A 24979-nucleotide genomic window follows, 5' to 3' on the forward strand; every position below is an offset into this window, starting at 1 on the left:
GGGCACGCATCCACAGGTGGGCTGTGTGTCCATTGTCCGCTCAAGGGTGATGAAATCCCGGCTGAAGCGCGGCTGGAGTTCAGCAGGTCCAGCTGAAAAGGTGGGGTGTGCAGCCGAATCGGCTGCACGTTGTCAAAGCCGCCCTGATCAGGCTTGGCTGACGTGGAACAATTCTTCAGCCAGCTGAGCATAAAGCGCTTGTTCTGCTTGGCGACGGGTGCTTAGCAGCAACCTGCCTGCCAGCTCATACAAGGCACTCTCGCCAGGGTAGCGATTGGAAACCAGATCGATGCGTTGCAACACGCCGTCGATCCGCCAGATCAGGCCAGGCACCGCCTGGGTTTGTCGCTCTAGTGCAGCGACAAAGCGTTCGGGCACAGCGGGACCACTGTAGGGGCCGGGGCTGGAAGTTGCCTCGCTGAGTTCATTGAAGTATTCCGAAGCCGCTTCCCAGTCTCGCGCCAACGCCTCGAACGAGGCCGGACGCAAGCGCCGGGTCCAGGCCTGCCAGAAGCGTTGCTCGCTGGCCCAGTGCGCCAGGTAACGAGCATCTGTCTCGCGCTCAACCGCTACTGCCAGGCGTTCTAGCGTCGCCTCGCTGAGGTTGGCCAAATAGCCAAAGGCGATCTGTCCGGGCTGCTCGGGCAAGCCCAGCCGGTCAGCGAGGTAGATCCGCGCAACCAGCGCCATTTCGATTTCATCCAGCGGGCTTTGCGGGTTGCTCAACAGCGCGTCGCTCAGATCGTCATCAGGGTGCAAGGCGGGAGCCGCCTGGCGCGCTGCGTCGTCTTCTGCGGCTGCCAATGCGTTACGCCGAGCGACGCGGGCGTCGTACACGGCGGTCACTTGGGCATCCAGTCGGCTCTGACGCGCCATGGCGGTGGCCACGGATACCGCAACGACCTCGTCGCCAGCATCCGCTTGGGCGGTAGCGACCGCGCGCCAAATCGAGACATCTGTCTCGACCTGTTGGAACAACAAGCTGGCTTGGTCGACGCACGCTTGGGCGGCGGCTTCTATCTGGGTGATCAACTGCTGATGCAACTGCGCCAAGCCCCAACCGCCGTCATCGTCGGCAATGGCTTGCGAGGTTAGCGCACGCAGGATGTGGACGATCCGTTGGCGCATCCGGGATGGACTGGCAATGTATTGCGGGGTATCGACCATGCGCTCGAACAGCTGGTACAGCGGGGCCCACATGGGGTCCTCGGCGTTGGCTTGACGTTGCGCTTGGAGGTCGGCGGGAAGCTCGATATTCCACACTTGGGCGGGCGCCTCGAGCGCGTCCATGTCGGGAATCGCTGCCAAGCCAGCATCACGCAGGGCACGTTGGGCGGGTTCGGCGAATGGATTGCCGTCGAAGTCGTAGAAGGTTGCGTCTTCTTCGGCACGGATCGCTTCGGCGAATGCAGTGTTGTGTAACGCCGGTGCATCGACCAGGCTGTTGTCGCTCAGGTCCAGTGAGCGTAACACCAGTGGCCGCTGGTTCATCAGGTCAGCCAGGCCCTGGGGCCACTGGGTGAGTTCGCACTGACCCAGGTCCAACGACTCCAGGTGTTGCCAGGCGCTGACATCGGGTGCCAGCTGCAATGGGTTTTCACCCAAGCGCAGCGAGCGCAGGCGAGTGAGTTGAGCGAGTGCTGCGCGGCTCTCGGCGGTCAAGGTGATGTAGTTGGAGCCGAGGCTGAGTTCGGTCAGTGCAGGCCAGTCGTGCAAGGCTTGGAAATGCCCGGTTTGCAGGGTCAGGTTGTTGAGGTCGAGTTGCAGCGCTTCCAGGTGTGGCAACTGCGCCAGGCGTTGCAGCGCTGCAACCGGAAGATTTTCAGCAGCATCGGTCAGGTTCAGGCGCTGTAGCCGCGTCAGGCGAGTCAGCACATTGAGGTTTTGTTCGCCATCGAGCGGGAGGAAGTTTTCCGCGACATCCAATGCTTGCAATTCGCGCATCTGGGCGATGGGCTCAGGCAGCCAGCGCAGCATGTTGGAGGAAATATCCAGCAATTGAACGCCTGGGAAGGCTTGCAGGAATCCCTCCAGGTTAGTTGCCTCGCCGCTGCGTGAGCCGGTGACCATGAGCATCCTTACGTGCTCGAGCGGGGTTGGCAGGCTGGGTAGGGGGCCCAGATGCTCTGCCTGTAAGGTCAGTCCGACATCCCCTGGCTGGCCTTCTCTGCGCCACGCCTGGCGTATTCTTTGCGCGGCCTCGGTGCGCGCGCCCCGTCGTTGCTCGATGGCCTCCATGGCGATGCCATCCGGATCGTTGACCCAGATGTCTAGGGTACGGTTGAGGCTTTGCAGATCGGCGCGCAGGCCCTCGAGCAATCTGCCGAAGGCGCCAGGGGTACTGCCTGCTTGCTGGCGCAAGCGTTGGCGTAACCATTCACGATCTCCAGGTTCGCGGCTGGGAAACAGCGCGTCGAACACTTCATCATCACCGGCCCAGCCTTGGCCACGTCCACTGAGCGGGTAACCGATGCGACCGTCCTGCCCAACGCGGGTTGGCAGGCGATAGAGCACGCGCAGCGGCGCCATGCCCAGCTGCCTGGCGCTGTGGGGGCGGTCGCTGGCGGCTTTCTCGAAGAGCGCATCGCGCAGCTGCAAGGGTTGGTGAATGTCCAAGCCCAGGGCATTGCGCTCGCTATCGGGAAGGGCATTGAGGATGGCCTGGTAGACATCCATGTGGCTGGCTAAAGGCTGACCTTGTTCATCATGTGGCTGGTAGCCCTGCTCGTTACGCACCAACGTTTTGACCGGACGCCCGGCTGCACCGGACGCTTTGAGCAGCGCGCCGCGCATGCTGCCTTGGCGCAGTTCGATACGAACCTGTGCAGTCCAGCCAGGCAATCGATCGAGTGTTCCGACGATCAGCGCATCACGGTCCTGGACCGGGCCGATCTGTTGATAGAAGCGCTGCAGGGCATGGTTGATGCGCGCTTCGCGCAGGTAGACGCGGGCCGTTTCGCCAAGTGCAAGGGGGAGCCGGCCGCTCTGGCGCATTTGTGCAACGTCCTTGGGGCTGGCTTTGGCAAGAATCTCAGCGCGAGCCCTGGCGCTGAGCGAAGGAAACTGCCGAGCGAGCACGCTGTCATCAGCCCAGGTCGCGCTAGCAGGGAGGGTGGTGGCGTCCAGCGCCTGCAAGCTGTCGAGCAGCAGGGCGGGCGCGGCTTGCTGGTCAGCCATTACGCGGCGAACGGCCGCTTCGCTGTAGCCTGTGCAGCGCAGTGCGCGCAGCAGGGACTGGTTGCTCACCGTAGGGTCGCTGTTGGCGATGCGCCTAAGCAGTTTCACGGTATCCCAGTTCAACGGTTGTTCATGTTCAAGTTGCCACGGGATCTGGCCATTGCCGAGCAGGCGCGGTTGGTGCTGTTGCCCCTTGGCCGGCGCCAATTGCCACTGACCGTCACCGCTTTGCTCCAGCGCCAGGGCCTTGCCCTCGAGATTGAGCCATTGTTTCCCCTGCCATCGGTGCAGGCCATCGCCATTGATAGGGGTGGCCGCCGGCCACGGCGCTTCACGTGTGAATGGCGCGAGATCACCATGCCACAAGCGTGGGCCGGCCTTTCCGGGAATGCTAAGCCAGGCATCCAGAGGGCCGGCCAGCTCGATTGCGGCATGTGCCGCCCCCAGCACGCTCACCTGCAGCAGGTTATCGAACAGCTCGAACAGATGGCCGATGGCTGCCTCGGTGTCGCTGTCGTTGAGTGCGTGCACCCCTTCGAGGAACTCATCGACGATTTGAGCTCCACCGATTACCAGCATTACTTGGCCAAGGGCCGGGATGAACAAACTCGCCACGTTCAGCACACCCAGACCCACGCCGAGCCAGCCCAGGATTCGTTCGCGTTGCCTGTTTGCGTCTACTTGCGCGGTAGGCACGGCTAACGTCACGGCATCGGCAAGTGTGACTTGAACCTGGTTGCTGGCCCGGGCAGTGAAGCAGTTGCCTGACCATTGGGTAAATTCCAGGGGCAGGCGGGCATTCTTGTCCAGGGTTTCGTGCCACAGATCACGCGGGGAAGGAAACGCGCGTTTGATCCAGCTGAACGATTGGCCCGGTTCAAGCACTGGTGCTGTTGGATGGAGCGTTGAGTAGGGGTAGCGCGGGTAGAGAGTCTGGCGCAAGCGTGCGACGAAGGCGGGTTGCTGCGCGTGGCTGACGAAATGCTGGAAAAACAGGCGAAAGTCATCGTTCCACAGTCGCCGGGTCAGGGCGATTCCAGCTGCCTGCAGCGATGGATACTGGCGTATCGCGCCGTCGCGATCGCCTGGCAAATAGAGCAGGCACGGTTCGCTCTGGCCCTGTGGGCGTCGCCGCACCAGCAGCGGGCCGTTGAGTGGAGTACCGAGCACGCTCAGGTAGCCACACTGCAATTTCGTCGAACCTTGTAGCGTCGGTACTTGGTTCGCACCTGCCAGCGCCGCTTCGCCCAAGGCCAGCCCGCGGCTGTCGATGCGCCCTTGCAAGTGTGCTGCGCTCAGTTCAGCGGCAAAGGCGGCGTGGTCCTGGGCGCGCAGCAAGCCAAGAAAGTCATCGGAGTCGACATGCTCGCGCAGATGATTCAGGTAGCGCTCCCCCAGATCAAGGTTACGCACCCCGCTGACGAACCTGGCGCTGTCATCGGTCCAGGTCTGCGCAGCGTGCAGCGATGCATAGAGCCGAATCGGCGTATTCGCTTCCAGGTTCTGCAGGGCAGCTTCCAGCCAGGACATCGAACGATAGTGCCCCGCCGTTCTGTCCTGAAACTGGGCGACGTCCACCTGGGGCGCATTGAGGCTGGGGTACCAGTGTTTGAGTGCGTCTTGCAGCAGTGGGCGGCAAAAACGTTCTACTGATTGTATGGCTGCCATGGCCTTTGCAAGCTTGCCGGTAGCGGCGTGACTGCGTTGCACACGGCACTTGAGCGTGTGGCGTTGCTCGGCGGTGGCCTGGCGCAGCCAGTAGGGCATGCGCTGATGGATCGAGGTGAGATGATGCGGCAGTGGAGGGGGCATGTGCTGCTCCTGGTAGGTGGAGCAGCGAGGCTAATCAGCACGCCTGGCCTGGGGTGTGTATTCGGCTAACACCTTTTTTGGGGGAGCCGTCCTAGGTAGGATCCATACCCTGCGCCCGCAGGCGTTTGTACAAGGTCGTGCGACTGATGCCCAAGCTGCGCGCCAGCGATGACAGGTTGCCGTTGCACGCCTTCAGCAGGCCGGCGAGGTCGTTGGCAGAGTTGCGCTCAGTGGGTAACGAGGCGCACTGCGCCGAGGGCGTCGAGCCTTGCCCAAGCATGTCTTGCGGCAGGTGTTCCAGGCCGATCGCCGCGCAACCGGCCAGGGCAAGCGCAACCTGCAGCACGCTGCTCAATTGGCGCAGATTGCCCGGCCAGGGATGACTGAGCAGCAGTTGCAGGACCTCGTCGCTCAGTTGCTGGGGTTGTCCAGGCTCGCGATAGCGGGCATGCAGTTGTTCGATCAACTGGCGGCGGTCGCTGCGCTCGCGCAGCGCTGGCAGGGTTAGGCTCAGCCCGGCGATGCGGTAGTAAAGGTCTTGGCGAAATGAGCCGTCGCGCACTTGCGCGGCCAGGTCGCGATTACTCGCCGAAACCACCCTGATGTCCACCGCCACTGGCTCAGCGCTGCCCAGCGGTTGAATGCTGCGCGATTGCAGCACCCGCAGAAGACGAGCTTGGGTGGCCAGTGGCATGTCGCCGATCTCATCGAGAAACAGGATGCCCAGGTGGGCCTTGCGGATCAGCCCAGGGTTGCCTTTGTGGTGGGCACCGGTAAAGGCGCCTTTGTCATAACCGAACAGTTCCGACTCCACCAGATCGGCCGGGATCGCTGCACAGTTGACCGCCACCAGTGGTTGCTGGGCACGGCTGCTGGCGCGGTGCAGGGCTTGCACGAAGACTTCTTTGCCGACGCCCGTTTCGCCCTGAACCAGCACCGGGATGTCCTTTTCCAGCAGTAGCCCAGCCTGGGCCAGGGCCTTCTCCACTCGCGGGTCGCAGTTGCCGCTGCGCTGATGAGTGCGCGGCTTGCGTGGGGCGTGCCATTGGCAATGCAAGCGGTTGCGCCCGGTCGCTTGCAGGGCAAACGGCTGACCTTCGGCTTGCGCCAGTATCTGGCGTAGTGGGATCTGAAAGAGTTGTTCCAGATTGTGCTGCAGCGGCACCCGTCCCAGTAGGCTATCGGCCCGGTGGTTGGCGGCCAGTACCCGGCCGTGTTCGTCGAACAGCAGCAAGCCGGCCCATGAACTGTCGAGGTTATCCGGACCACTGTTGAACAGCAGCTGGTGCAATTGATCGGCATGCTGGGCGAGGATCAGCCGGTTCTCCAGGCTCTGGCTCATCATGCGCACCAGGCCTAGGGTTTGAGCGGCGGGCAGATAACCATCGCTGGCCACATCGAGCACGCCAATCAGGCCTCGCTCGGCATCGAACAACGGCGCAGCGGCGCTGGCCATGTAGCGATTCTGGCGCAGGAAGTGCTCGTCCTGGCTGACATGAATGGCTTCACCGCAGATCAGCGCGGTGCCCAGGGCATTGGTCCCCACGCCTTGCTCGCGCCAGCAGGCTCCGGGGCAGAAACCATGTTGTTGGCGCGGCTCGACAAAACGCTGCGTACCCCAGGTCTGCAGCAGGCAGCCAGCGGCATCGGCGAGCATGACCAGATAGCTGGAGTTGCCCAACAGGTGGCTGTATTGCGGCATGACCTCATCTCGGGTTACGCGCAGCAGGGCTTGCTGGCGTTCGAGCAGGGCGTTCAGTTGCACGGGGGTTAGGCAGTCGAAATCCGGCGCGCCGTGGGGCGCCAGGCCGTGCTCGCGGCAACGCGCCCAGGAGGCCTGGATCAATTGGGCATGGGTCGATGCGGATGCGGCCATGGGCCTGTCCTGTGTGATTGTTGTTTTGTGCCGACCGCAGTTCAGTGTTGTTCAGCGCTGTTCATTGTCAATGCCGAGTCTGTTCAGCTGTGCAGCAAAACTGTTCATTGGTGTTCAGTCGCCTTGTGCTGGCAACCAGCGCTGATGCCTCACGGCTCGGTGATAGAGCGCTCGCCCCTGGCCTGGCACGGATCTGGCTCTGGTCTGCGCACAACAACGACAAAAGGCCACGCCATGTCCCTGGTGCTCGAGCAGGTCAGCCGCAGCGTCGACAACCAGCCTTGGATTGTCGATGCCAGCCTGCGTTTCGAACCCGGCTCGTTCAACGTGCTGCTGGGTCGCACCCTGGCCGGCAAGACCAGCCTGATGCGCCTGATGGCCGGGCTCGATCGGCCTGATCGTGGTCGGGTGCTGATCAATGGCCAAGACGTTACCGGCGTGCCGGTGCGTCAGCGCAACGTGTCGATGGTCTATCAGCAGTTCATCAATTACCCGACCCTGACGGTCTTCGAGAACATCGCCTCGCCCTTGCGCCAAGCACGTCTGGCGGAGGACGAAATTCGTCGGCGCGTGCAGGAAACGGCGCAGATGCTGCGCATCGAGGCGTATCTGCAGCGCTTGCCGTTGGAGCTGTCCGGCGGCCAGCAGCAGCGCACGGCGATGGCCCGTGCGCTGGTCAAGGACGCCTCGCTGATCCTGTTCGACGAGCCGCTGGTCAACCTCGACTACAAGTTGCGCGAGGGGCTGCGCCAGGAGTTGCGCGAGCTGTTCGCCGCACGCAACTGCATTGCCGTGTACGCCACCACCGAGCCGAACGAAGCGTTGGCCCTGGGCGGTACCACGACCCTCGTTGATCGAGGCCGGATTATCCAGAGTGCAGCCAGCGCCGAGGTCTACCACCACCCGTGTAACGAGCTGGCCGCCGAGCTGTTTTCCGAACCGCCGATCAATCTGGTGCCCGGACAGATCGCCGGTAACGAAGTCAGCCTGGCCGGCGCGGTGCACTTTGCCCGCAATGCCGACCTGCGCCGGCTGGGCGATGGCCAGTATCGCTTCGGCGTGCGTCCCAGCCATATCACGCTAGTGCCGGCGCATGACGATGATCTGGAGTTGCCGGTGCTGGTGGAGTTGGCCGAAATCAGTGGCTCGGAAACCTTCCTGCATGTGCGCAACGAGCACTGGCGAATGATTCTGCACCTGCCCGGTGTGCACGAGTATCAGGTCGACACGGCCATTCGTGTGTTTGTCCCGACCCACAAGCTGTTCGTCTTCGACAGCGCCGGAGCACTGGTGCAGGCGCCTGGCCTGCGCGAAGCGAGGAGCGCCTGATGGCCGAGATTCGTTTGCGCCAGTTGGCTCACAGCTACAGCCGCCAGCCACGCTCATCGGCCGACTATGCCTTGCATGAGCTGGAGCATGTCTGGGAGCAGGGTGGGGCCTATGCCTTGCTTGGGCCTTCGGGCTGCGGCAAGTCGACCTTGCTCAACATCATTTCCGGTTTGCTCAGCCCCTCCCAGGGCGAGGTGCTGTTCGACGGCAAACCGGTCAATGAACTGTCGCCGCAGCAGCGCAACATCGCCCAGGTATTTCAGTTCCCGGTTGTCTACGACACCATGAGCGTGTTCGACAACCTGGCCTTTCCCCTGCGCAACCAGGGCCTGGACGAAACCCGGGTGCGTGCGCGGGTGGCGGAGATCGCCGAGGTGCTCGACCTGGCTGACGTGCTGAAAAAGAAAGCGCGCAACCTCAGCGCCGACGAGAAGCAGAAAGTTTCCATGGGGCGTGGCCTGGTGCGTGATGACGTCTCGGCGATCCTCTTCGACGAGCCGTTGACGGTGATCGACCCGCACCTGAAGTGGAAGCTGCGGCGCAAGCTCAAGCAGATCCATGAGCAGTTCAACATCACCATGATCTACGTCACCCATGATCAGCTGGAAGCCTCGACCTTCGCCGACAAGATTGCGGTGATGCATGGCGGACGGATCGTCCAGTTCGGCACCCCGCGTGAGCTGTTCGAGCGCCCGCGGCACACCTTTGTCGGCTACTTCATCGGTAGCCCCGGGATGAACCTGATCGAGGTGCGCGCGCAGGCCGATGGGGTGGGTTTTGGCGACGTCCACCTAACGCTGCCAGCAGGCTTGCGCGAGCGTCTGGCGGAGCAGCCGGGCGGGCGCCTGCAGGTGGGTATCAGGCCGGAGTTCGTGCAGGTTTGGGAGCGGCCGCTGGACGATACCTTCGAGGCGCGAGTGGTGGATGTGGAGGATTTGGGCACCTACCGCATTGTCACGCTCGATTTGGCCGGCACCCCGCTCAAGGCGCGTATGGCAGAAGATCGGCCGGTGCCACAGGGGCGCGCCTGGGTCAGCTTGCCGAGCCAGTGGTTGATGCTCTATGTCGATGATCTGCTGCTGGAGCTTGCACCATGAACAAGGTGCCGAACAACAAGGCCTGGTGGCTGGTGCTGCCGGTGTTCCTGCTGGTCGCGTTCAGCGCGGTGATCCCGATGATGACCGTGGTCAACTATTCGCTGCAGGACATCTTCGATCAGTCCAATCGCTACTTCGTCGGTGCCGACTGGTATCGCCAGGTGCTGCGAGATCCGGCCCTGCACGACGCGCTGTTGCGTCAGTTCATCTATTCCGGTTGCGTGCTGCTGATCGAGATCCCGCTGGGCATCGCCATCGCCCTGACGATGCCGACCAAAGGCCGCATGGCCTCGGTGTGCCTGATCGTGATGGCCATCCCGCTGCTGATTCCATGGAACGTGGTGGGCACCATCTGGCAGATCTTCGGCCGCGCCGATATCGGCCTGCTCGGGGCTACCCTGGCGCAGTTGGGGGTGAACTACAACTATGCCGGTAACCCCTTCGATGCCTGGGTCACGGTGCTGGTGATGGATGTCTGGCACTGGACTTCACTGGTCACGCTGCTGTGCTACTCGGGCCTGCGCGCGATCCCCGATGTGTATTACCAGGCCGCGCGCATCGACCGCGCCTCGGCCTGGGCGGTATTTCGGCATATCCAATTGCCCAAGCTGAAGAATGTGCTGCTGATCGCGGTAATGCTGCGTTTCATGGACAGTTTCATGATCTACACCGAGCCTTTCGTGCTCACCGGCGGCGGCCCCGGCAATGCCACCACCTTCCTCAGTCAGACCCTGACGCGCATGGCCGTGGGGCAGTTCGACCTGGGCCCGGCAGCGGCGTTTTCGCTGGTGTATTTCCTGATCATCCTGCTGGTGTCGTGGCTGTTCTACACGGCCATGACCCATGCCGACAAGGACTAGGCCGATGACCCTGCGCAAGACAGTGCCCCTGCTGCTGTACTTCTTCTTCCTGCTGGTGCCGATCTATTGGCTGCTGAACATGTCGTTCAAGCCCAACAGCGAGATCCTTGGCGGCCTGACCTTGTGGCCAGAGGCATTCACCCTGGATAACTACAAGGTGATCTTCACTGACCCCAGCTGGTACACCGGCTACCTCAACTCGCTGTACTACGTGTGCCTGAATACCCTGATCTCGCTGGCAGTGGCGCTGCCGGCTGCGTATGCCTTCTCGCGCTACCGCTTTCTCGGCGACCGGCACCTGTTCTTCTGGCTGTTGACCAACCGCATGGCACCGCCGGCGGTGTTCCTGCTGCCGTTCTTCCAGCTGTATTCCTCGATCGGCCTGTTCGACACCCATATCGCCGTGGCCCTGGCGCACTGCCTGTTCAACGTGCCGCTGGCGGTGTGGATCCTGGAAGGCTTCATGTCCGGCGTGCCCAAGGAAATCGACGAAACCGCCTACATCGACGGTTATAGCTTCCCGCGTTTTTTTGTGAAGATTTTCATCCCGCTGATCGGCTCGGGGATCGGTGTGACGGCGTTTTTCTGCTTCATGTTTTCCTGGGTCGAATTGCTGCTGGCGCGCACCTTGACCTCGGTCAACGCCAAGCCGATCGCCGCGGTGATGACCCGCACCGTGTCGGCCTCGGGCATCGACTGGGGGGTGCTGGCCGCCGCCGGGGTGCTGACGATCCTGCCAGGCATGCTGGTGATCTGGTTTGTCCGTAACCATGTGGCCAAGGGCTTCGCCTTGGGCCGGGTGTAGGAGGGCGACGCGATGGAGTGGATGGCCTGGACCTTGCCCACTGCGCTGTTTTTCATCGCAGTGGGCCTGATGCTGGTGGGCATGACCGTGCTTGAGCTGCGCCGGCCGTGCATCGAGCGGCGTGGTTTTCTGCCGATCGCCACCACCCGTGGTGACCGGCTGTTCATCGGTTTGCTGGCCAGTGCCTACCTGCACCTATTGATAATTGGGGTCAGCGGCTGGCCGTTGTGGGTGGCCTCGCTGTTGTCGCTGGCTTGGCTGGTGCTGGTGCTGCGCTGGGGATGACTGGCGCCGTGGAATAACTCAATCGGGAGATCACAATGTTCGATAACGACAACAACCGGCGACATTTGACCCTGGCCGCAGTACTTGTGCTAGGGCTGCAGGGCAACGCCTGGGCCGATCAGTACGAGGACGCGGCGAAGAAGTGGATCGAAAGCGAATTCAAGCCCTCGACCCTGACCCCGCAGCAGCAGATGGACGAACTCAAGTGGTTCATCAAAGCCGCCGAATCGTTCCGTGGGATGAAGATCAACGTGGTGTCGGAAACCATCACCACCCACGAGTACGAGTCCAAGGTACTGGCCAAGGCCTTCAGTGAGATCACCGGGATTGCGCTGACCCACGACCTGCTGCAAGAAGGCGATGTGGTGGAAAAGCTGCAGACCCAGATGCAGTCGGACAAGAATATTTATGACGGCTGGGTCAACGACTCCGACTTGATCGGTACGCATTTTCGCTACGGCAAGGTCGAATCGATTACCGACATGATGGCCAACGAAGGCAAGGCCTACACCTCGCCGACCCTGGATCTGCAAGACTTCATCGGTATCTCGTTCACCACCGCGCCAGACGGCAAGGTCTACCAACTGCCCGACCAGCAGTTCGCCAACTTGTACTGGTTCCGCGCTGACTGGTTCGATCGCCCCGAGCTCAAGGCCAAGTTCAAGGAGAAGTATGGCTACGAACTGGGTGTGCCGGTGAACTGGTCGGCCTATGAGGACATCGCCAAGTTCTTCACCGAGGACGTCAAGGAGATCGACGGCAAGCGTGTCTATGGCCACATGGACTACGGCAAGAAAGACCCATCGTTGGGCTGGCGCTTCACTGACGCCTGGTTCTCCATGGCCGGCGGCGGCGACAAGGGCCTGCCCAATGGCCTGCCGGTGGACGAGTGGGGGATACGCGTTGAGGACTGTCATCCGGTTGGTTCCAGCGTTACCCGGGGTGGTGACACCAACGGCCCAGCGGCGGTCTATGCGACCCAGAAGTATGTCGACTGGATGCGTGCCTATGCGCCCAAGGAAGCCCAGGGCATGACCTTCTCCGAGGCAGGACCCGTGCCTGCGCAAGGCAACATCGCCCAGCAGATCTTCTGGTACACCGCGTTTACTGCTGACATGACCAAGCCGGGCCTGCCGGTAGTCAACGCCGACGGTACGCCGAAGTGGCGCATGGCGCCTTCGCCGAAGGGGCCGTACTGGGAGGAGGGGATGAAGCTCGGTTACCAGGACACGGGCTCCTGGACGTTCTTCAAATCCACCCCCGAGAAGCAGCGCTTGGCGGCCTGGCTGTATGCGCAGTTCGTCACCTCCAAGACCGTATCGTTGAAAAAGACCATCGTCGGCCTGACGCCAATTCGTGAGTCGGACATCAACTCCCAGGCCATGACCGAGCTTGCGCCCAAGCTTGGCGGCTTGGTGGAGTTCTACCGCAGCCCGGCCCGGGTGCAGTGGACGCCGACCGGCACCAACGTGCCGGATTATCCGCGCCTGGCCCAGTTGTGGTGGAGCCACATCGCCGAAGTGGCCAGTGGCGAGAAGACGCCGCAGCAGGCGCTCGATGGCCTGGCCCGCGATCAGGACCGCATGCTTGAACGGCTTGAGCGCTCCAAGGCGCAGGCGACCTGTGCGCCCAAGCTCAATCCGGAGAAAGATGCCCAGTACTGGTTCGACCAGCCGGGTGCACCCAAGCCTAAGCTTGAGAACGAGAAGCCCAAGGGCGAGACGGTGAGCTACAGCGAGTTGCTCAAGTCGTGGGAGGCAGCGCGTAAGTGACTTGAGGGTGATGCTGTACGTGCCAAGGCGCAGAGCGTTCTGCGTGGGAGCGGGCTTGCCCCGCGATGAGGCCGGTGAGGGCTGCATGAAATTCAGAGCATAAAAAAACGGCACCTGTTAAAGGTGCCGTTCTCTATTCAACTCACTTATGCAGCTCTTCGGCAGCAAACAGTGTGTTCTCCAGCAAGCACGCCCGGGTCATCGGGCCCACGCCGCCCGGTACCGGGGTGATCCAGCCTGCGCGGGGCAGGGCAGTCTCATAGACCACGTCGCCCACCAGCTTGCCGTCTTCCTGGCGGTTGATGCCGACGTCGATGACGATGGCGCCTTGCTTGATCCACTCACCCTTGACCAGGCCTGGCTTGCCAGCAGCCACCACCACCAGGTCGGCGCGGCCGACGTGGCCGGCCAGGTCCTTGGTAAAGCGGTGGGTGACGGTCACGGTGCAGCCGGCCAGCAGCAGCTCCATGGCCATTGGCCGGCCAACGATGTTCGAAGCGCCCACTACGACCGCGTTCATCCCATACAGATCCTGCCCGGTGCTTTCCAGCAAGGTCATGATGCCTTTGGGCGTGCACGGGCGCAGCAGCGGGATACGTTGGGCCAGACGACCGACGTTATAAGGATGGAAGCCATCGACGTCTTTGTCCGGACGGATGCGCTCGAGCAGCAGCGAGGCGTCCAGGTGTGCCGGCAGCGGCAGTTGCAGCAGGATGCCGTCGACCGCTGCATCGTCATTGAGGCGATCGATCAGCTCGGTCAGGGCTTGCTGCGTGGTATCGCTAGGCAGGTCGAAGGCCTGGGAAATGAAGCCGACCTCCTCGCAGTCCTTGCGCTTGTGCGATACATAGACTTGGGAAGCGGGATCGGTGCCGACCAGGATCACCGCCAGGCCTGGCGTACGCAGGCCTTGCTGGCGACGCTCCACGACACGTTGAGCGATCTGCTGGCGCAGGCTGGCGGCGATCGCCTTGCCATCGATAAGGTGTGCAGTCATAGACGCGTGATTAACCATCGAGAAAGGAACATATAGAAGCGCGCATTCTCGCACGACACGGCGCGAGGGCAAAGGCGGGTGGTCGGGCAAATCCCCTAACCCCTTCAATAATTTAAATTTTTTAGAGAAAGAGGTTGACGCTTTTGCAGCTCGTCTATAACATTCGGCGCACTTGTCGGGCACAGCCTAGCACTGGTTGGCTAAGTCGGGCAGAATGAGTGGTTTAACAGCTTGACTGATAAGCCTCATTCGGTCAGGCGGCATGCTTATGCGCCCGTAGCTCAGCTGGATAGAGCATCCGCCTTCTAAGCGGATGGTCGCAGGTTCGAGTCCTGCCGGGTGCGCCATTAGGCGGCATAGGCACGCAAGTGAAGTTGTAGCGCGATATGGTGGGCGTAGCTCAGTTGGTAGAGCGCCGGATTGTGATTCCGGTTGTCGTGGGTTCGATTCCCATCGTCCACCCCATATTCTGCAAAGGCGCCTTGATTGTTGGATCTGGCGCCTTTGTTTTAAGTGTTACACGCGGACGTGGTGAAATTGGTAGACACACTGGATTTAGGTTCCAGCGGCGCAAGCTGTAAGAGTTCGAGTCTCTTCGTCCGCACCATGTTTCTGTAAGCTTCAACGCAACACTGCAACACCGCAATATGGTGGGCGTAGCTCAGTTGGTAGAGCGCCGGATTGTGATTCCGGTTGTCGTGGGTTCGATTCCCATCGTCCACCCCATATTTTTCGAAGGCGCCTTGATTGTATAATCAGGCGCCTTTTGTTTTATCTGCTTCACGCGGACGTGGTGAAATTGGTAGACACACTGGATTTAGGTTCCAGCGGCGCAAGCTGTAAGAGTTCGAGTCTCTTCGTCCGCACCATCCAAGTGCTTGATCGTTCGAGCACAAAAAAGAGGCAGCCAGTGGTGCTGCCTTTTTTCTGCCTGTATCGATGCTTTCTGCGAGGCTGAATGATTCGCCGCTGCGCCGCACTGCCCGGATTGTTCCTGCTAATGGCCACCTTGCTCAGCGCGGGATGCCAATCGCCGCGCGAAAGCCTGCAAGCCCTCGCAGCCGGGCATGGGCAGCGCGTTGAGCTCATCCATACTCGCGACTATCCATTGCTCTACAGTGCGGTGCGGGTGCCTGCGGCGCCCACGCTGCTGCGTGTCTATCTGGAGGGCGACGGTCATGCTTGGGCTACCCCTTCGCAGCCGAGCCTGGATCCAAGTCCGCGGCGGCTATTGGTGGCGCAATTGGCGTTGGATGACCCGCAGCCTTCTATCTATCTGGCCAGGCCCTGCCAATTTATGACTGCTCCTGCCTGCAAGCCGGCCATGTGGACCGGGCGACGGTTTTCCGCAGAAGTGCTCGACAGCCTGGGCCAGGCCCTGGATCAGCTGAAGCGGCGCTATGGCAATCAAACGTTCGAGTTGGTGGGCTATTCCGGTGGAGGGGCGCTGGCGCTATTGTTGGCGGCGCGGCGCGAGGATGTGGTTCAGGTGCAGACCTTGGCGGGTAATCTGAGTCCGCAGGAGTGGGCGCGCTTGCTCCAATTGACCCTGTTGGACGGTTCGCTCGAGCCTTTGCAGTACCGCGAGCGGCTGGCGCGCATTGCCCAACGGCATCTGATGGCGGAGGCTGATCGTCAGGTGCCAGCCGCTGTGGCGGCGTATTATCGGCGTCAGCTCGGTGTGGCGCGCTGCGCTGAGTTCGTCTCATTGCCTGGGGTGACTCATGAGCAAGGCTGGGAGCAAGCCTGGCGTCAGTGGCGCGGGCGCTCGCTGGAGTGCGTGGGTGCGCAGGATTAGCGCCGATCACGCAGCTGGCTCTGGTGGCGGCGTAATAAAAGCTGATAGATTTCAGTCGGTTGAAACTCCGGTCGACAAGCCGGTAGAGGAATTGCCCCAATGATTGCAAAAGAAGCCCGCCAAGCCTTGGCGCTAGAGCGTTTCGCTCAGGCCAATCCGCAGATGCTCGAGGAGATCCGCGAGTTGGATCCGCGCGAGCAGGCCCAGCAGATTGAATGGGCGTTCGAAGATGCAGCGCAGGAGCAGGGTATAGAGCCCTGGGAGTTGACCCTGCAACTGATCGCCGAGAGCCCTGAACAGCTGCAAGCGATGCGTCTGGAGGTCCATCGCGAGGTGGCCGAGGCGCTGGGTATGGAGTGGCAAGAGTACTGCGCGTTCAACGAGATCGATCCCGAGCAGGGGTGATGGTCGCTTGGCCGGGTAGTTGTTTGACAAGGTTTTTCAACTGCGTGCCCCAAGCGGTGGCGTGCAGCCCTTAACGGATAGGGCCTGGCGGCTGATCGCGCAGGTCCTTGAATGAAATCGATCGGCGTGGTTTCCCGTCGTCCCGAGTGGGGTGACTTCTGGTGCGTGAGTCACTAGAATGCTTGCCCTTGATTCTGGAGTCGGGCTATCGCCGGCTAACGTCTGTGCAACGAGGAATATCCATGCAAGTTTCGGTTGAAAACACTTCCGCTCTCGAGCGCCGCATGACCATCGCCGTTCCGGCCGAGCGCGTCGAGACCGAAGTCAACAAGCGTCTGCAACAGACTGCCCGTCGCGCCAAGGTTCCAGGCTTCCGTCCTGGCAAGGTGCCAATGAGCGTCATCCGTCAGCGTTACGAAGACGCTGCCCGCCAGGAAGCGTTCGGTGACCTGGTCCAGTCGTCCTTCTACGAAGCGGTAGTCGAGCAGAAGCTGAACCCGGCTGGCGCCCCAGCTGTTGAGCCTAAGTCCTTCGAAAAAGGCAAGGACCTGGAATTCGTTGCCATCTTCGAAGTATTCCCAGAGTTCACCGTTGCAGGTTTCGAGTCGATCAACGTCGAGCGTCTGAGCGCCGAAGTAGCTGACGCTGACCTGGACAACATGCTGGAAGTCCTGCGCAAGCAGAACACCCGTTTCGAAACCGTTGAGCGCGCTGCGCAAAACGATGACCAGGTCAACATCGACTTCGTTGGCAAGGTCGACGGTGAAGTATTCGCCGGTGGTTCGGCCAAGGGCACCCAGCTGGTACTGGGTTCCGGCCGCATGATCCCAGGCTTCGAAGATGGTCTGGTTGGCGCCAAGGCTGGCGAAGAGCGCGTTGTCAACGTGACCTTCCCAGAGGACTACCAGAACCTCGACCTGGCGGGTAAAGCCGCCGAGTTCACCATCACTGTCAACAGCGTTTCCGCGCCTCAGCTGCCTGAGTTGAACGAAGAGTTCTTCGCTCAGTTCGGCATCAAAGAGTCGACCCTGGAAGGCTTCCGCAACGAAGTTCGCAAGAACATGGAGCGTGAGCTGCGTCAGGCGATCAAGACCAAGGTGAAAAACCAGGTCATGGACGGTCTGCTGGCCGCCAACCCGATCGAAGTGCCAAAAGCGCTGCTGGAAAACGAAGTCAACCGTCTGCGCGTACAAGCTGTTCAGCAGTTCGGTGGCAACATCAAGCCTGACCAACTGCCGGCCGAACTGTTCGAAGAGCAGGCCAAGCGTCGCGTTGTCCTGGGTCTGATCGTTGCTGAAGTGGTCAAGCAATTCGACCTCAAGCCTGACGAAGGCAAGGTTCGCGAGATGATCGAAGAAATGGCCTCGGCTTACCAAGAGCCAGAGCAGGTCATCAGCTGGTACTACAAGAACGACCAGCAACTGAACGAAGTGCGTTCGGTTGTGCTGGAAGAGCAAGTTGTAGATACTGTCTTGCAGAAAGCGACTGTGACCGACAAATCGGTCTCGTACGAAGACGCAGTCAAACCAGCCCAGGCACCTGCCGAAGCTGAGTAAGCTGCCCCTCTCGTAGGAAGCCCCCACAAGCCAGCCTTCGCGCTGGCTTGTGCGTATTCAAGCCATGACTATTTGGGAGTGAGTGCAGGACATGTCCCGCAATTCTTATATTCAGCAGAGCTCTGACATCCAGGCCGCAGGCGGCTTGGTCCCGATGGTTATCGAGCAGTCCGCCCGTGGCGAACGCGCCTATGACATCTACTCGCGCCTGTTGAAGGAGCGAGTGATCTTCCTGGTAGGTCCGGTAGAAGACTACATGGCCAACCTGGTCGTGGCGCAACTGCTGTTCCTGGAAGCGGAAAACCCGGACAAGGATATCCATCTCTACATCAACTCACCGGGCGGTTCGGTGACTGCTGGCATGTCGATCTACGACACCATGCAGTTCATCAAGCCGGACGTCTCCACCATCTGCATCGGCCAAGCCTGCAGCATGGGCGCCTTCCTGTTGACCGCGGGTGCCAAAGGCAAGCGTCACTGCCTGCCGAACTCGCGGGTCATGATCCACCAGCCGCTCGGCGGCTTCCAGGGTCAGGCGACCGACATCCAGATCCACGCCCAGGAGATCCTCAGCATCAAGGGTCGTCTGAACGAGCTGCTGGCCTACCACACCGGCCAGGACCTCGAGACTATCCAGCGTGATACTGAGCGCGACAACTTCATGAGCGCCCAGCGCGCGGCCGAGTACGGCCTGATCGACTCGGTATACGACAAGCGGCAACTGGTCTCCTGATCCCAGGGGCCAGAGCGGGTAGGCGCCGAAAGCGCCTACCTGCGGACTTGAAAAAGCCCGCAATTGCCTTCATCTTGTGTTTCAAGCCTACCGGATTGGATCGATCGAATGACTGACACCCGTAACGGCGAGGACAGCGGCAAATTGCTCTATTGCTCCTTCTGCGGCAAAAGCCAGCACGAAGTGCGCAAATTGATTGCCGGGCCCTCGGTATTTATCTGCGACGAGTGCGTCGACCTGTGCAACGACATCATCCGCGAGGAGGTGCAGGAAGCCCAGGCCGAGAGCAACGCGCACAAACTGCCTTCGCCGAAAGAAATCAGCGGCATCCTGGACCAGTACGTCATTGGTCAGGAGCGCGCCAAGAAGGTGCTGTCCGTAGCGGTGTACAACCACTACAAGCGCCTGAACCAGCGTGACAAGAAGGGCGACGAAGTCGAACTGGGCAAAAGCAACATCCTGCTCATCGGGCCTACTGGCTCGGGCAAGACCCTGCTCGCCGAAACCCTTGCACGCCTGTTGAACGTACCGTTCACCATTGCTGACGCCACCACCCTGACCGAAGCGGGTTATGTCGGTGAGGACGTCGAGAACATCATTCAGAAACTGCTGCAAAAGTGCGACTACGACGTAGAAAAAGCCCAGATGGGCATTGTCTACATCGACGAGATCGACAAGATTTCGCGCAAGTCGGACAACCCGTCGATCACCCGTGACGTTTCGGGCGAGGGCGTGCAGCAGGCGCTGTTGAAGCTGATCGAAGGCACCGTGGCCTCCGTGCCGCCGCAAGGTGGCCGTAAGCACCCGCAACAGGAGTTCCTGCAGGTTGATACCCGCAACATCCTGTTCATCTGCGGTGGCGCATTCTCGGGTCTGGAGAAAGTCATCCAGAACCGTTCCACCAAAGGTGGCATCGGCTTCAGTGCTGAAGTGCGCAGTAAGGAAGAAGGCAAGAAGGTCGGTGAATCCCTGCGTGAAGTCGAGCCTGACGATCTGGTCAAGTTCGGTCTGATCCCGGAATTCGTTGGTCGTCTGCCAGTGCTGGCGACGCTCGACGAGCTGGATGAGGCTGCGCTGATGCAGATCCTCACCGAGCCGAAGAACGCGCTGACCAAGCAATATGGCAAACTGTTCGAAATGGAAGGTGTGGACCTTGAGTTCCGCAGCGACGCGCTCAAGGCCGTTGCTCGCAAGGCTCTGGAGCGCAAGACTGGCGCCCGTGGCCTGCGTTCGATCCTCGAAGGCGTGCTGCTCGACACCATGTATGAAATTCCTTCGCAGAAGGAAGTCAGCAAGGTGGTGATCGACGAGAGCGTCATTGAAGGTAGCTCGCAACCGCTGCTCATCTACGAGAACAGCGAGCCGCAAGCCAAAGCCGCGCCAGACGCCTGATTCAGGTATTTGTTGCGTAAACAGAAGGGGCCTACGGGCCCCTTTCTGCTTTTCCTGCTTAAGCGCTTGTAATTTCGCAGGGCTGCCCCCACATTAGGTCCAAGCATCATTTCCACCGGTTTCCGGCCATAAGGCCGCTGTAGAGGCGAAATCATGAAGACCACCCTCGACTTGCCTCTTTTGCCATTGCGCGATGTCGTCGTCTATCCGCACATGGTTATCCCGCTGTTCGTGGGGCGCGAAAAATCCATCGAGGCCCTCGAGGCCGCGATGACGGGCGAAAAGCAGATCCTGCTGCTGGCCCAGAAGAATCCAGCCGATGATGATCCAGGTGAAGACGCCCTGTATCGCGTGGGCACCATTGCCACTGTTCTGCAGCTGCTGAAACTGCCCGACGGTACCGTCAAGGTGCTGGTAGAGGGTGAGCAGCGCGGCGCGGTCGAGCGTTTCACTGAAGTCGATGGGCACGTACGTGCCGAAGTCAGCCTGATCGATGAAATCGACGCACCTGAGCGTGAGTCGGAAGTCTTCGTGCGCAGCCTGCTGTCGCAGTTCGAGCAATACGTGCAGTTGGGCAAGAAGGTGCCAGCCGAAGTGCTGTCCTCGCTCAACAGCATCGAAGAGCCTGGGCGCCTGGTCGATACCATGGCTGCGCACATGGCGCTGAAGATCGAGCAGAAGCAGGAGATCCTCGAGATCGTTGACCTGCAGACACGTGTCGAACACGTGTTGGCCCTGCTGGACGCGGAAATCGACCTGTTGCAGGTTGAGAAGCGTATCCGTGGTCGGGTCAAGAAGCAGATGGAGCGCAGCCAGCGCGAGTACTACCTGAATGAGCAGATGAAGGCCATTCAGAAAGAGCTCGGCGATGGCGATGAAGGTCACAACGAAGTCGAGGAGCTGAAAAAGCGTATCGACGCCGCTGGCCTGCCCAAAGACGCCCTGGCCAAGGCCCAGGCCGAGCTGAACAAGCTCAAGCAAATGTCGCCGATGTCGGCTGAGGCCACCGTGGTCCGCTCCTACCTGGACTGGCTTGTACAGGTGCCGTGGAAGGCGCAGAGCAAGGTCCGTCTCGATCTGACCAAGGCCGAGGAAATTCTCGACGCCGACCACTACGGCCTGGAGGAGGTCAAGGAGCGCATCCTTGAGTACCTCGCCGTGCAAAAACGGGTGAAGAAGATCCGTGGTCCGGTGCTGTGCCTGGTCGGTCCTCCGGGTGTCGGCAAGACCTCGCTGGCCGAGTCGATCGCCGCTGCGACCAACCGCAAGTTCGTGCGCATGGCCCTTGGTGGGGTGCGTGACGAAGCTGAGATCCGTGGCCACCGCCGCACCTACATCGGCTCCATGCCCGGTCGTCTGATTCAGAAAATGACCAAGGTGGGTGTACGCAATCCGCTGTTCTTGCTCGATGAAATCGACAAGATGGGCAGCGACATGCGTGGTGACCCGGCATCGGCGCTGCTGGAAGTGCTCGACCCCGAGCAGAACCACAATTTCAACGATCACTACCTGGAGGTCGACTACGACCTGTCGGATGTGATGTTCCTGTGCACCTCCAACTCGATGAACATCCCGCCGGCGCTGCTTGACCGGATGGAAGTGATCCGCCTGCCGGGTTACACCGAGGACGAGAAGATCAACATCGCGGTCAAGTACCTGGTGCCCAAGCAGGTCAAGGCCAACGGTTTGAAGAAGGATGAGCTTGAGGTCGACGTCAGTGCGATCCGCGACATCATTCGCTACTACACCCGTGAAGCTGGCGTGCGTGGCCTGGAGCGGCAAATTGCCAAGGTCTGCCGCAAGGTGGTCAAGGAACACACCGGGCAGAAACTGGTGAAGGTCAAGGTCACTGGCGAGCAGCTCGAACAGCTGCTGGGTGTGCGCAAGTTCCGCTACGGCCTGGCCGAGCAGCAGGACCAGATTGGCCAGGTCACCGGCCTTGCCTGGACCCAGGTGGGCGGCGAACTGCTGACCATCGAAGCGGTGGTCATCCCGGGCAAAGGCCAGTTGATCAAGACCGGTTCGCTGGGCGATGTGATGGTCGAATCGATCACTGCCGCGCAGACCGTGGTGCGTAGCCGTGCCCGCAGCCTGGGGATTGCCGCCGATTTCCACGAGAAGCGTGACGTGCACATCCACATGCCCGAGGGCGCCACGCCCAAGGACGGCCCGAGTGCCGGTATCGGCATGTGCACTGCACTGGTCTCGGCCCTGACCCAGATCCCGGTGCGGGCAGATGTCGCGATGACCGGCGAAATCACCCTGCGCGGGCAGGTTCTGGCCATTGGTGGTTTGAAGGAAAAACTGCTTGCAGCGCACCGTGGTGGGATCAAGACCGTGATCATTCCAGAGGAGAATGTTCGCGATCTGAAGGAGATTCCGGAAAATATCAAACAGGATCTTCAGATCAAACCGGTCAAATGGATTGACGAAGTCCTCCAAATTGCGCTGCAATACGCCCCGGAGCCCTTGCCAGATGTGGCTCCTGAGATTGTCGCGAAGGATGACAAGCGCGACAGCGATGCCAAGGAAAGAATCAGCACGCACTAATCCGTTTCTCGCTGGGGGGCTTTCCTTGACAGTTTTTTCGGGCCCTTGTTATAAAGCGGCACGCCAGTGTCAACAGGCCACCCAGCGCTAGTTTCATACGCTTTTCATTACATACTTAGAAACAAACTCAAATAGAGATATAAGGGGACTTAGAGTGAACAAGTCGGAACTGATTGACGCTATCGCCGCATCTGCTGATATTTCGAAAGCCACCGCCGGCAAGGCGCTGGACGCCGTAATCGAATCCGTCACCGGCGCCCTGAAGCAAGGTGATGACGTGGTACTGGTAGGCTTCGGTACTTTCTCCGTCAAGGATCGCGCTGAGCGCACCGGCCGCAACCCGCAAACCGGTAAGGCGATCAAGATCGAAGCTGCCAAGGTTCCAGGTTTCAAAGCTGGTAAAGGCCTGAAAGACGCCGTCAACTAAGACGTCTCTTTCAGCCGGTCCGGGCGCCGCCAGGGCCGACCGCGTGACGGCGGGACGCAAACGTTCCCGCCCGACACGCTCGCTTCGAGAAGGCGCATCTTCGGATGCGCCTTTCTTCTATCAGGACTCTACCCACGCTCCGCGGTTGACGACGCAGTGGTACAACCGTTTCTGGGGGACGCATGCTGCAGAATATCCGGGACAATTCACAAGGTTGGATTGCCAAGTCCATCATCGGCCTTATCGTCGTGTTGATGGCGTTGACTGGCTTCGAGGCCATTTTCCAGGCCGCCAGCCATAGCCAGGACGCCGCCAAGGTGAACGGCCAGACCATCAGCCAGAACGAGCTGAGCCAGGCCGTCGACATGCAGCGCCGCCAGCTGTTGCAACAGCTGGGCAAGGATTTCGATCCTGCTCTGCTGGATGAGAAGATGTTGCGCGAAGCCGCGCTCAAGGGGCTGATCGATCGCAAACTGCTGTTGCAGGGTGCCGAAGACGCCAAGTTCGCATTCTCCGAGGCTGCACTGGACCAAGTGATCCTGCAGACGCCGGAGTTCCAGGTTGACGGCAAGTTCGATGCCAACCGCTTCGACCAGGTCATCCGCCAGATGGGCTACGGTCGCATGCAGTTCCGTGACATGCTCGCCGAAGAAATGCTCATCGGCCAGCTGCGCACCGGGCTTGCCGGTAGCAGCTTCGTCACCGACAAGCAGGTCGATGCGTTTGCCCGTCTGGAAAAGCAGACCCGTGATTTCGCTTCGCTGACCTTCAAGGTCAACCCGGCTGCGGTCAACGTCAGCGACGACGAGGTCAAGGCCCATTACGAGCAGCACGCCAAAGAGTTCATGACGCCTGATCAGGTGGTCATCGACTACATCGAGCTGAAGAAGTCGGCGTTCTTCGACCAGGTCAAGGTCAACGAGGACGAGCTCAAGGCGCTGTACGAGAAAGAAATCGCCAACCTGTCCGAGCAACGCCATGCCGCGCACATCCTCATCGATGTCAACGACAAGGTCAGCGAAGCCCAGGCCAAGGCGCGTATCGAAGAGATCCAGCAACGTCTGGCCAAGGGTGAAGACTTCGCCAAACTGGCCAAGGAGTTCTCCCAGGATCCAGGTTCCGCCACCACCGGTGGTGACCTCGGCTTCGCAGGGCCTGGCGTTTACGACCCAGCCTTCGAAGATGCGCTGTACAAGCTGAACCAGGACCAGGTCTCCGAGCCAGTGCGCACCGAGTACGGCTATCACCTGATCAAGCTGCTGGGCGTCGAGGCACCTGAAGTGCCGAGCTTTGCCAGCCTGAAAGACAAGCTGACGCGTGAGCTCAAGACCCAGCAGGTCGAACAGCGCTTCGTCGAAGTCACCAAGGAACTCGAAGATGCTGCCTTCGAAGCCTCCGACCTGGCCCAGCCGGCCCAGGACCTGGGCTTGAAAGTACAGACCTCGGCGCCATTCGGTCGTGAAGGTGGCGAAGGCATCACCGCCAACCGTGCGGTAGTGCAGGCGGCCTTCAGCGAAGAAGTGATCGATGAAGGTTCCAACAGCAACGCCATCGAGCTCGACCCGGAAACCGTGATCGTGCTGCGCGCCAAGGAACACCGCAAGCCAGAGCAACTGCCTTTGGAAGCGGTGGCCAAGAATATCCGCGAGCACCTGGCCAAAGAGAAGGCGACCGCCGAACTCAAAGCCAAGGCTGACAAGCTGATCGCAGGTCTGCGTGATGGTTCGATCGCTGCCGGCACCGCCCACGAAGGTCAGAGCTGGAAGGTCCAGGAAGCGGTCACCCGCGGCCAGGACGGCATCGATCCGGTCGAACTGCAAGCGGTGTTCCGCCTGGCCAAGCCAGCCGCCAAGGACAAGCCGGAATACGGCAGTGTGGTCCTGGCCGATGGCAGCCTGGTGGTAGTGCAGCTCAAAGGTGTCAACGAAGGCGCTGCGGCCACCGACGAGGAGAAGCAGCAGATCCGTCGCTACCTCGCCTCGCGTGCAGGCCAGCAGGACTTTGCCGCCTACCGCAAGCAGCTGGAAGCCAATGCCGATATCACGCGCTATTGAGTGATCATTGGATAACCAAACAGGCCGCTTTTGCGGCCTGTTTGCTTTACGCGA

17 protein-coding genes and 5 tRNA genes are annotated in these 24979 nt (G+C 60.8%); 19 read left to right on the forward strand and 3 right to left on the reverse strand.

The features are described from left to right. Nucleotides 1-147: 147 nt before the first annotated feature. Nucleotides 148-4989 (reverse strand): dermonecrotic toxin domain-containing protein, encoded by a 4842-nt coding sequence (locus tag ACF8K2_RS17515; RefSeq protein WP_392466388.1) that lies wholly within the window; start codon nt 4987-4989, stop codon nt 148-150. A gap of 91 nt (nt 4990-5080) precedes the next feature. Beyond that, on the reverse strand, nt 5081-6865 hold the full coding sequence (locus ACF8K2_RS17520) for a sigma-54-dependent Fis family transcriptional regulator (RefSeq protein WP_392466391.1): 1785 nt from the start codon (nt 6863-6865) through the stop codon (nt 5081-5083). A gap of 234 nt (nt 6866-7099) precedes the next feature. Between ACF8K2_RS17520 and ACF8K2_RS17525 the strand changes: the two genes are divergently transcribed. The 6 genes from ACF8K2_RS17525 to ACF8K2_RS17550 are packed head-to-tail and all read left to right on the forward strand — an operon-like array spanning nt 7100 to nt 13013. Further along, the gene (locus tag ACF8K2_RS17525; RefSeq protein WP_186555018.1) at nt 7100-8194 is read left to right on the forward strand and encodes an ABC transporter ATP-binding protein; all 1095 of its coding nucleotides are present in this window, start codon (nt 7100-7102) and stop codon (nt 8192-8194) included. Continuing rightward, complete coding sequence (locus tag ACF8K2_RS17530) at nt 8194-9291, forward strand: ABC transporter ATP-binding protein (RefSeq protein WP_392466394.1); 1098 nt, start codon at nt 8194-8196, stop codon at nt 9289-9291. The genes ACF8K2_RS17525 and ACF8K2_RS17530 overlap by 1 nt, the downstream gene beginning before the upstream one ends. Continuing rightward, nucleotides 9288-10151 carry a carbohydrate ABC transporter permease gene (locus ACF8K2_RS17535; RefSeq protein ID WP_392466397.1) on the forward strand — a complete coding sequence of 288 codons (864 nt, stop codon included), beginning with the start codon at nt 9288-9290 and terminating at the stop codon, nt 10149-10151. The genes ACF8K2_RS17530 and ACF8K2_RS17535 overlap by 4 nt, the downstream gene beginning before the upstream one ends. Before the next feature lie 4 nt (nt 10152-10155). Beyond that, nucleotides 10156-10956, forward strand: coding sequence for a carbohydrate ABC transporter permease (locus tag ACF8K2_RS17540; RefSeq protein WP_186555015.1), 801 nt, complete (start codon nt 10156-10158; stop codon nt 10954-10956). A 12-nt stretch (nt 10957-10968) separates the two neighbouring features. Next, a complete protein-coding gene (locus tag ACF8K2_RS17545; RefSeq protein ID WP_392466400.1) occupies nt 10969-11241 on the forward strand; it encodes a DUF2160 domain-containing protein in 273 nt (90 codons plus the stop codon). Between the two features lie 35 nt (nt 11242-11276). Further along, nucleotides 11277-13013, forward strand: coding sequence for a carbohydrate ABC transporter substrate-binding protein (locus tag ACF8K2_RS17550; RefSeq protein ID WP_392466402.1), 1737 nt, complete (start codon nt 11277-11279; stop codon nt 13011-13013). A 142-nt stretch (nt 13014-13155) separates the two neighbouring features. On the opposite strand, the gene folD is transcribed toward ACF8K2_RS17550, so the two are convergent. Then, the gene (gene folD, locus ACF8K2_RS17555) at nt 13156-14010 is read right to left on the reverse strand and encodes a bifunctional methylenetetrahydrofolate dehydrogenase/methenyltetrahydrofolate cyclohydrolase FolD (protein ID WP_186555012.1); all 855 of its coding nucleotides are present in this window, start codon (nt 14008-14010) and stop codon (nt 13156-13158) included. A 270-nt stretch (nt 14011-14280) separates the two neighbouring features. Here folD and ACF8K2_RS17560 point away from each other — a divergent pair. From ACF8K2_RS17560 to ACF8K2_RS17620, 13 genes are all read left to right on the forward strand, one after another. Next, nucleotides 14281-14357: transfer RNA gene (locus tag ACF8K2_RS17560), tRNA-Arg, on the forward strand. 42 nt (nt 14358-14399) lie between these two features. Further along, nucleotides 14400-14475, forward strand: a tRNA-His gene (locus ACF8K2_RS17565). 57 nt (nt 14476-14532) lie between these two features. Continuing rightward, nucleotides 14533-14617 (forward strand) — tRNA-Leu (locus ACF8K2_RS17570). 43 nt (nt 14618-14660) lie between these two features. After that, nucleotides 14661-14736, forward strand: a tRNA-His gene (locus ACF8K2_RS17575). A gap of 58 nt (nt 14737-14794) precedes the next feature. Further along, nucleotides 14795-14879, forward strand: a tRNA-Leu gene (locus ACF8K2_RS17580). 89 nt (nt 14880-14968) lie between these two features. Next, nucleotides 14969-15808, forward strand: coding sequence for an alpha/beta hydrolase (locus ACF8K2_RS17585; protein ID WP_392466405.1), 840 nt, complete (start codon nt 14969-14971; stop codon nt 15806-15808). A gap of 99 nt (nt 15809-15907) precedes the next feature. Next, nucleotides 15908-16213, forward strand: coding sequence for a DUF6388 family protein (locus tag ACF8K2_RS17590; RefSeq protein WP_264235493.1), 306 nt, complete (start codon nt 15908-15910; stop codon nt 16211-16213). A 242-nt stretch (nt 16214-16455) separates the two neighbouring features. Then, entirely contained in the window at nt 16456-17769 is a 1314-nt protein-coding gene (tig, locus tag ACF8K2_RS17595) for a trigger factor (RefSeq protein ID WP_186555009.1), read from the forward strand. Between the two features lie 91 nt (nt 17770-17860). Beyond that, entirely contained in the window at nt 17861-18502 is a 642-nt protein-coding gene (clpP, locus tag ACF8K2_RS17600; protein ID WP_186555008.1) for an ATP-dependent Clp endopeptidase proteolytic subunit ClpP, read from the forward strand. Nucleotides 18503-18610: 108 nt separating this feature from the next. Next, nucleotides 18611-19894 (forward strand): ATP-dependent Clp protease ATP-binding subunit ClpX, encoded by a 1284-nt coding sequence (clpX, locus tag ACF8K2_RS17605; protein ID WP_186555007.1) that lies wholly within the window; start codon nt 18611-18613, stop codon nt 19892-19894. A 153-nt stretch (nt 19895-20047) separates the two neighbouring features. Further along, nucleotides 20048-22444 (forward strand): endopeptidase La, encoded by a 2397-nt coding sequence (lon, locus tag ACF8K2_RS17610; RefSeq protein ID WP_186555006.1) that lies wholly within the window; start codon nt 20048-20050, stop codon nt 22442-22444. Between the two features lie 154 nt (nt 22445-22598). Then, complete coding sequence (locus tag ACF8K2_RS17615; protein WP_186555005.1) at nt 22599-22871, forward strand: HU family DNA-binding protein; 273 nt, start codon at nt 22599-22601, stop codon at nt 22869-22871. Between the two features lie 182 nt (nt 22872-23053). Further along, nucleotides 23054-24925, forward strand: a complete 1872-nt coding sequence (locus ACF8K2_RS17620) for a SurA N-terminal domain-containing protein (protein ID WP_392466412.1) — start codon at nt 23054-23056, stop codon at nt 24923-24925. Nucleotides 24926-24979 lie beyond the last annotated feature (54 nt).

This window comes from Pseudomonas sp. xss_2 (genome assembly GCF_043104195.1).
GTDB lineage: Bacteria > Pseudomonadota > Gammaproteobacteria > Pseudomonadales > Pseudomonadaceae > Aquipseudomonas > Aquipseudomonas urmiensis.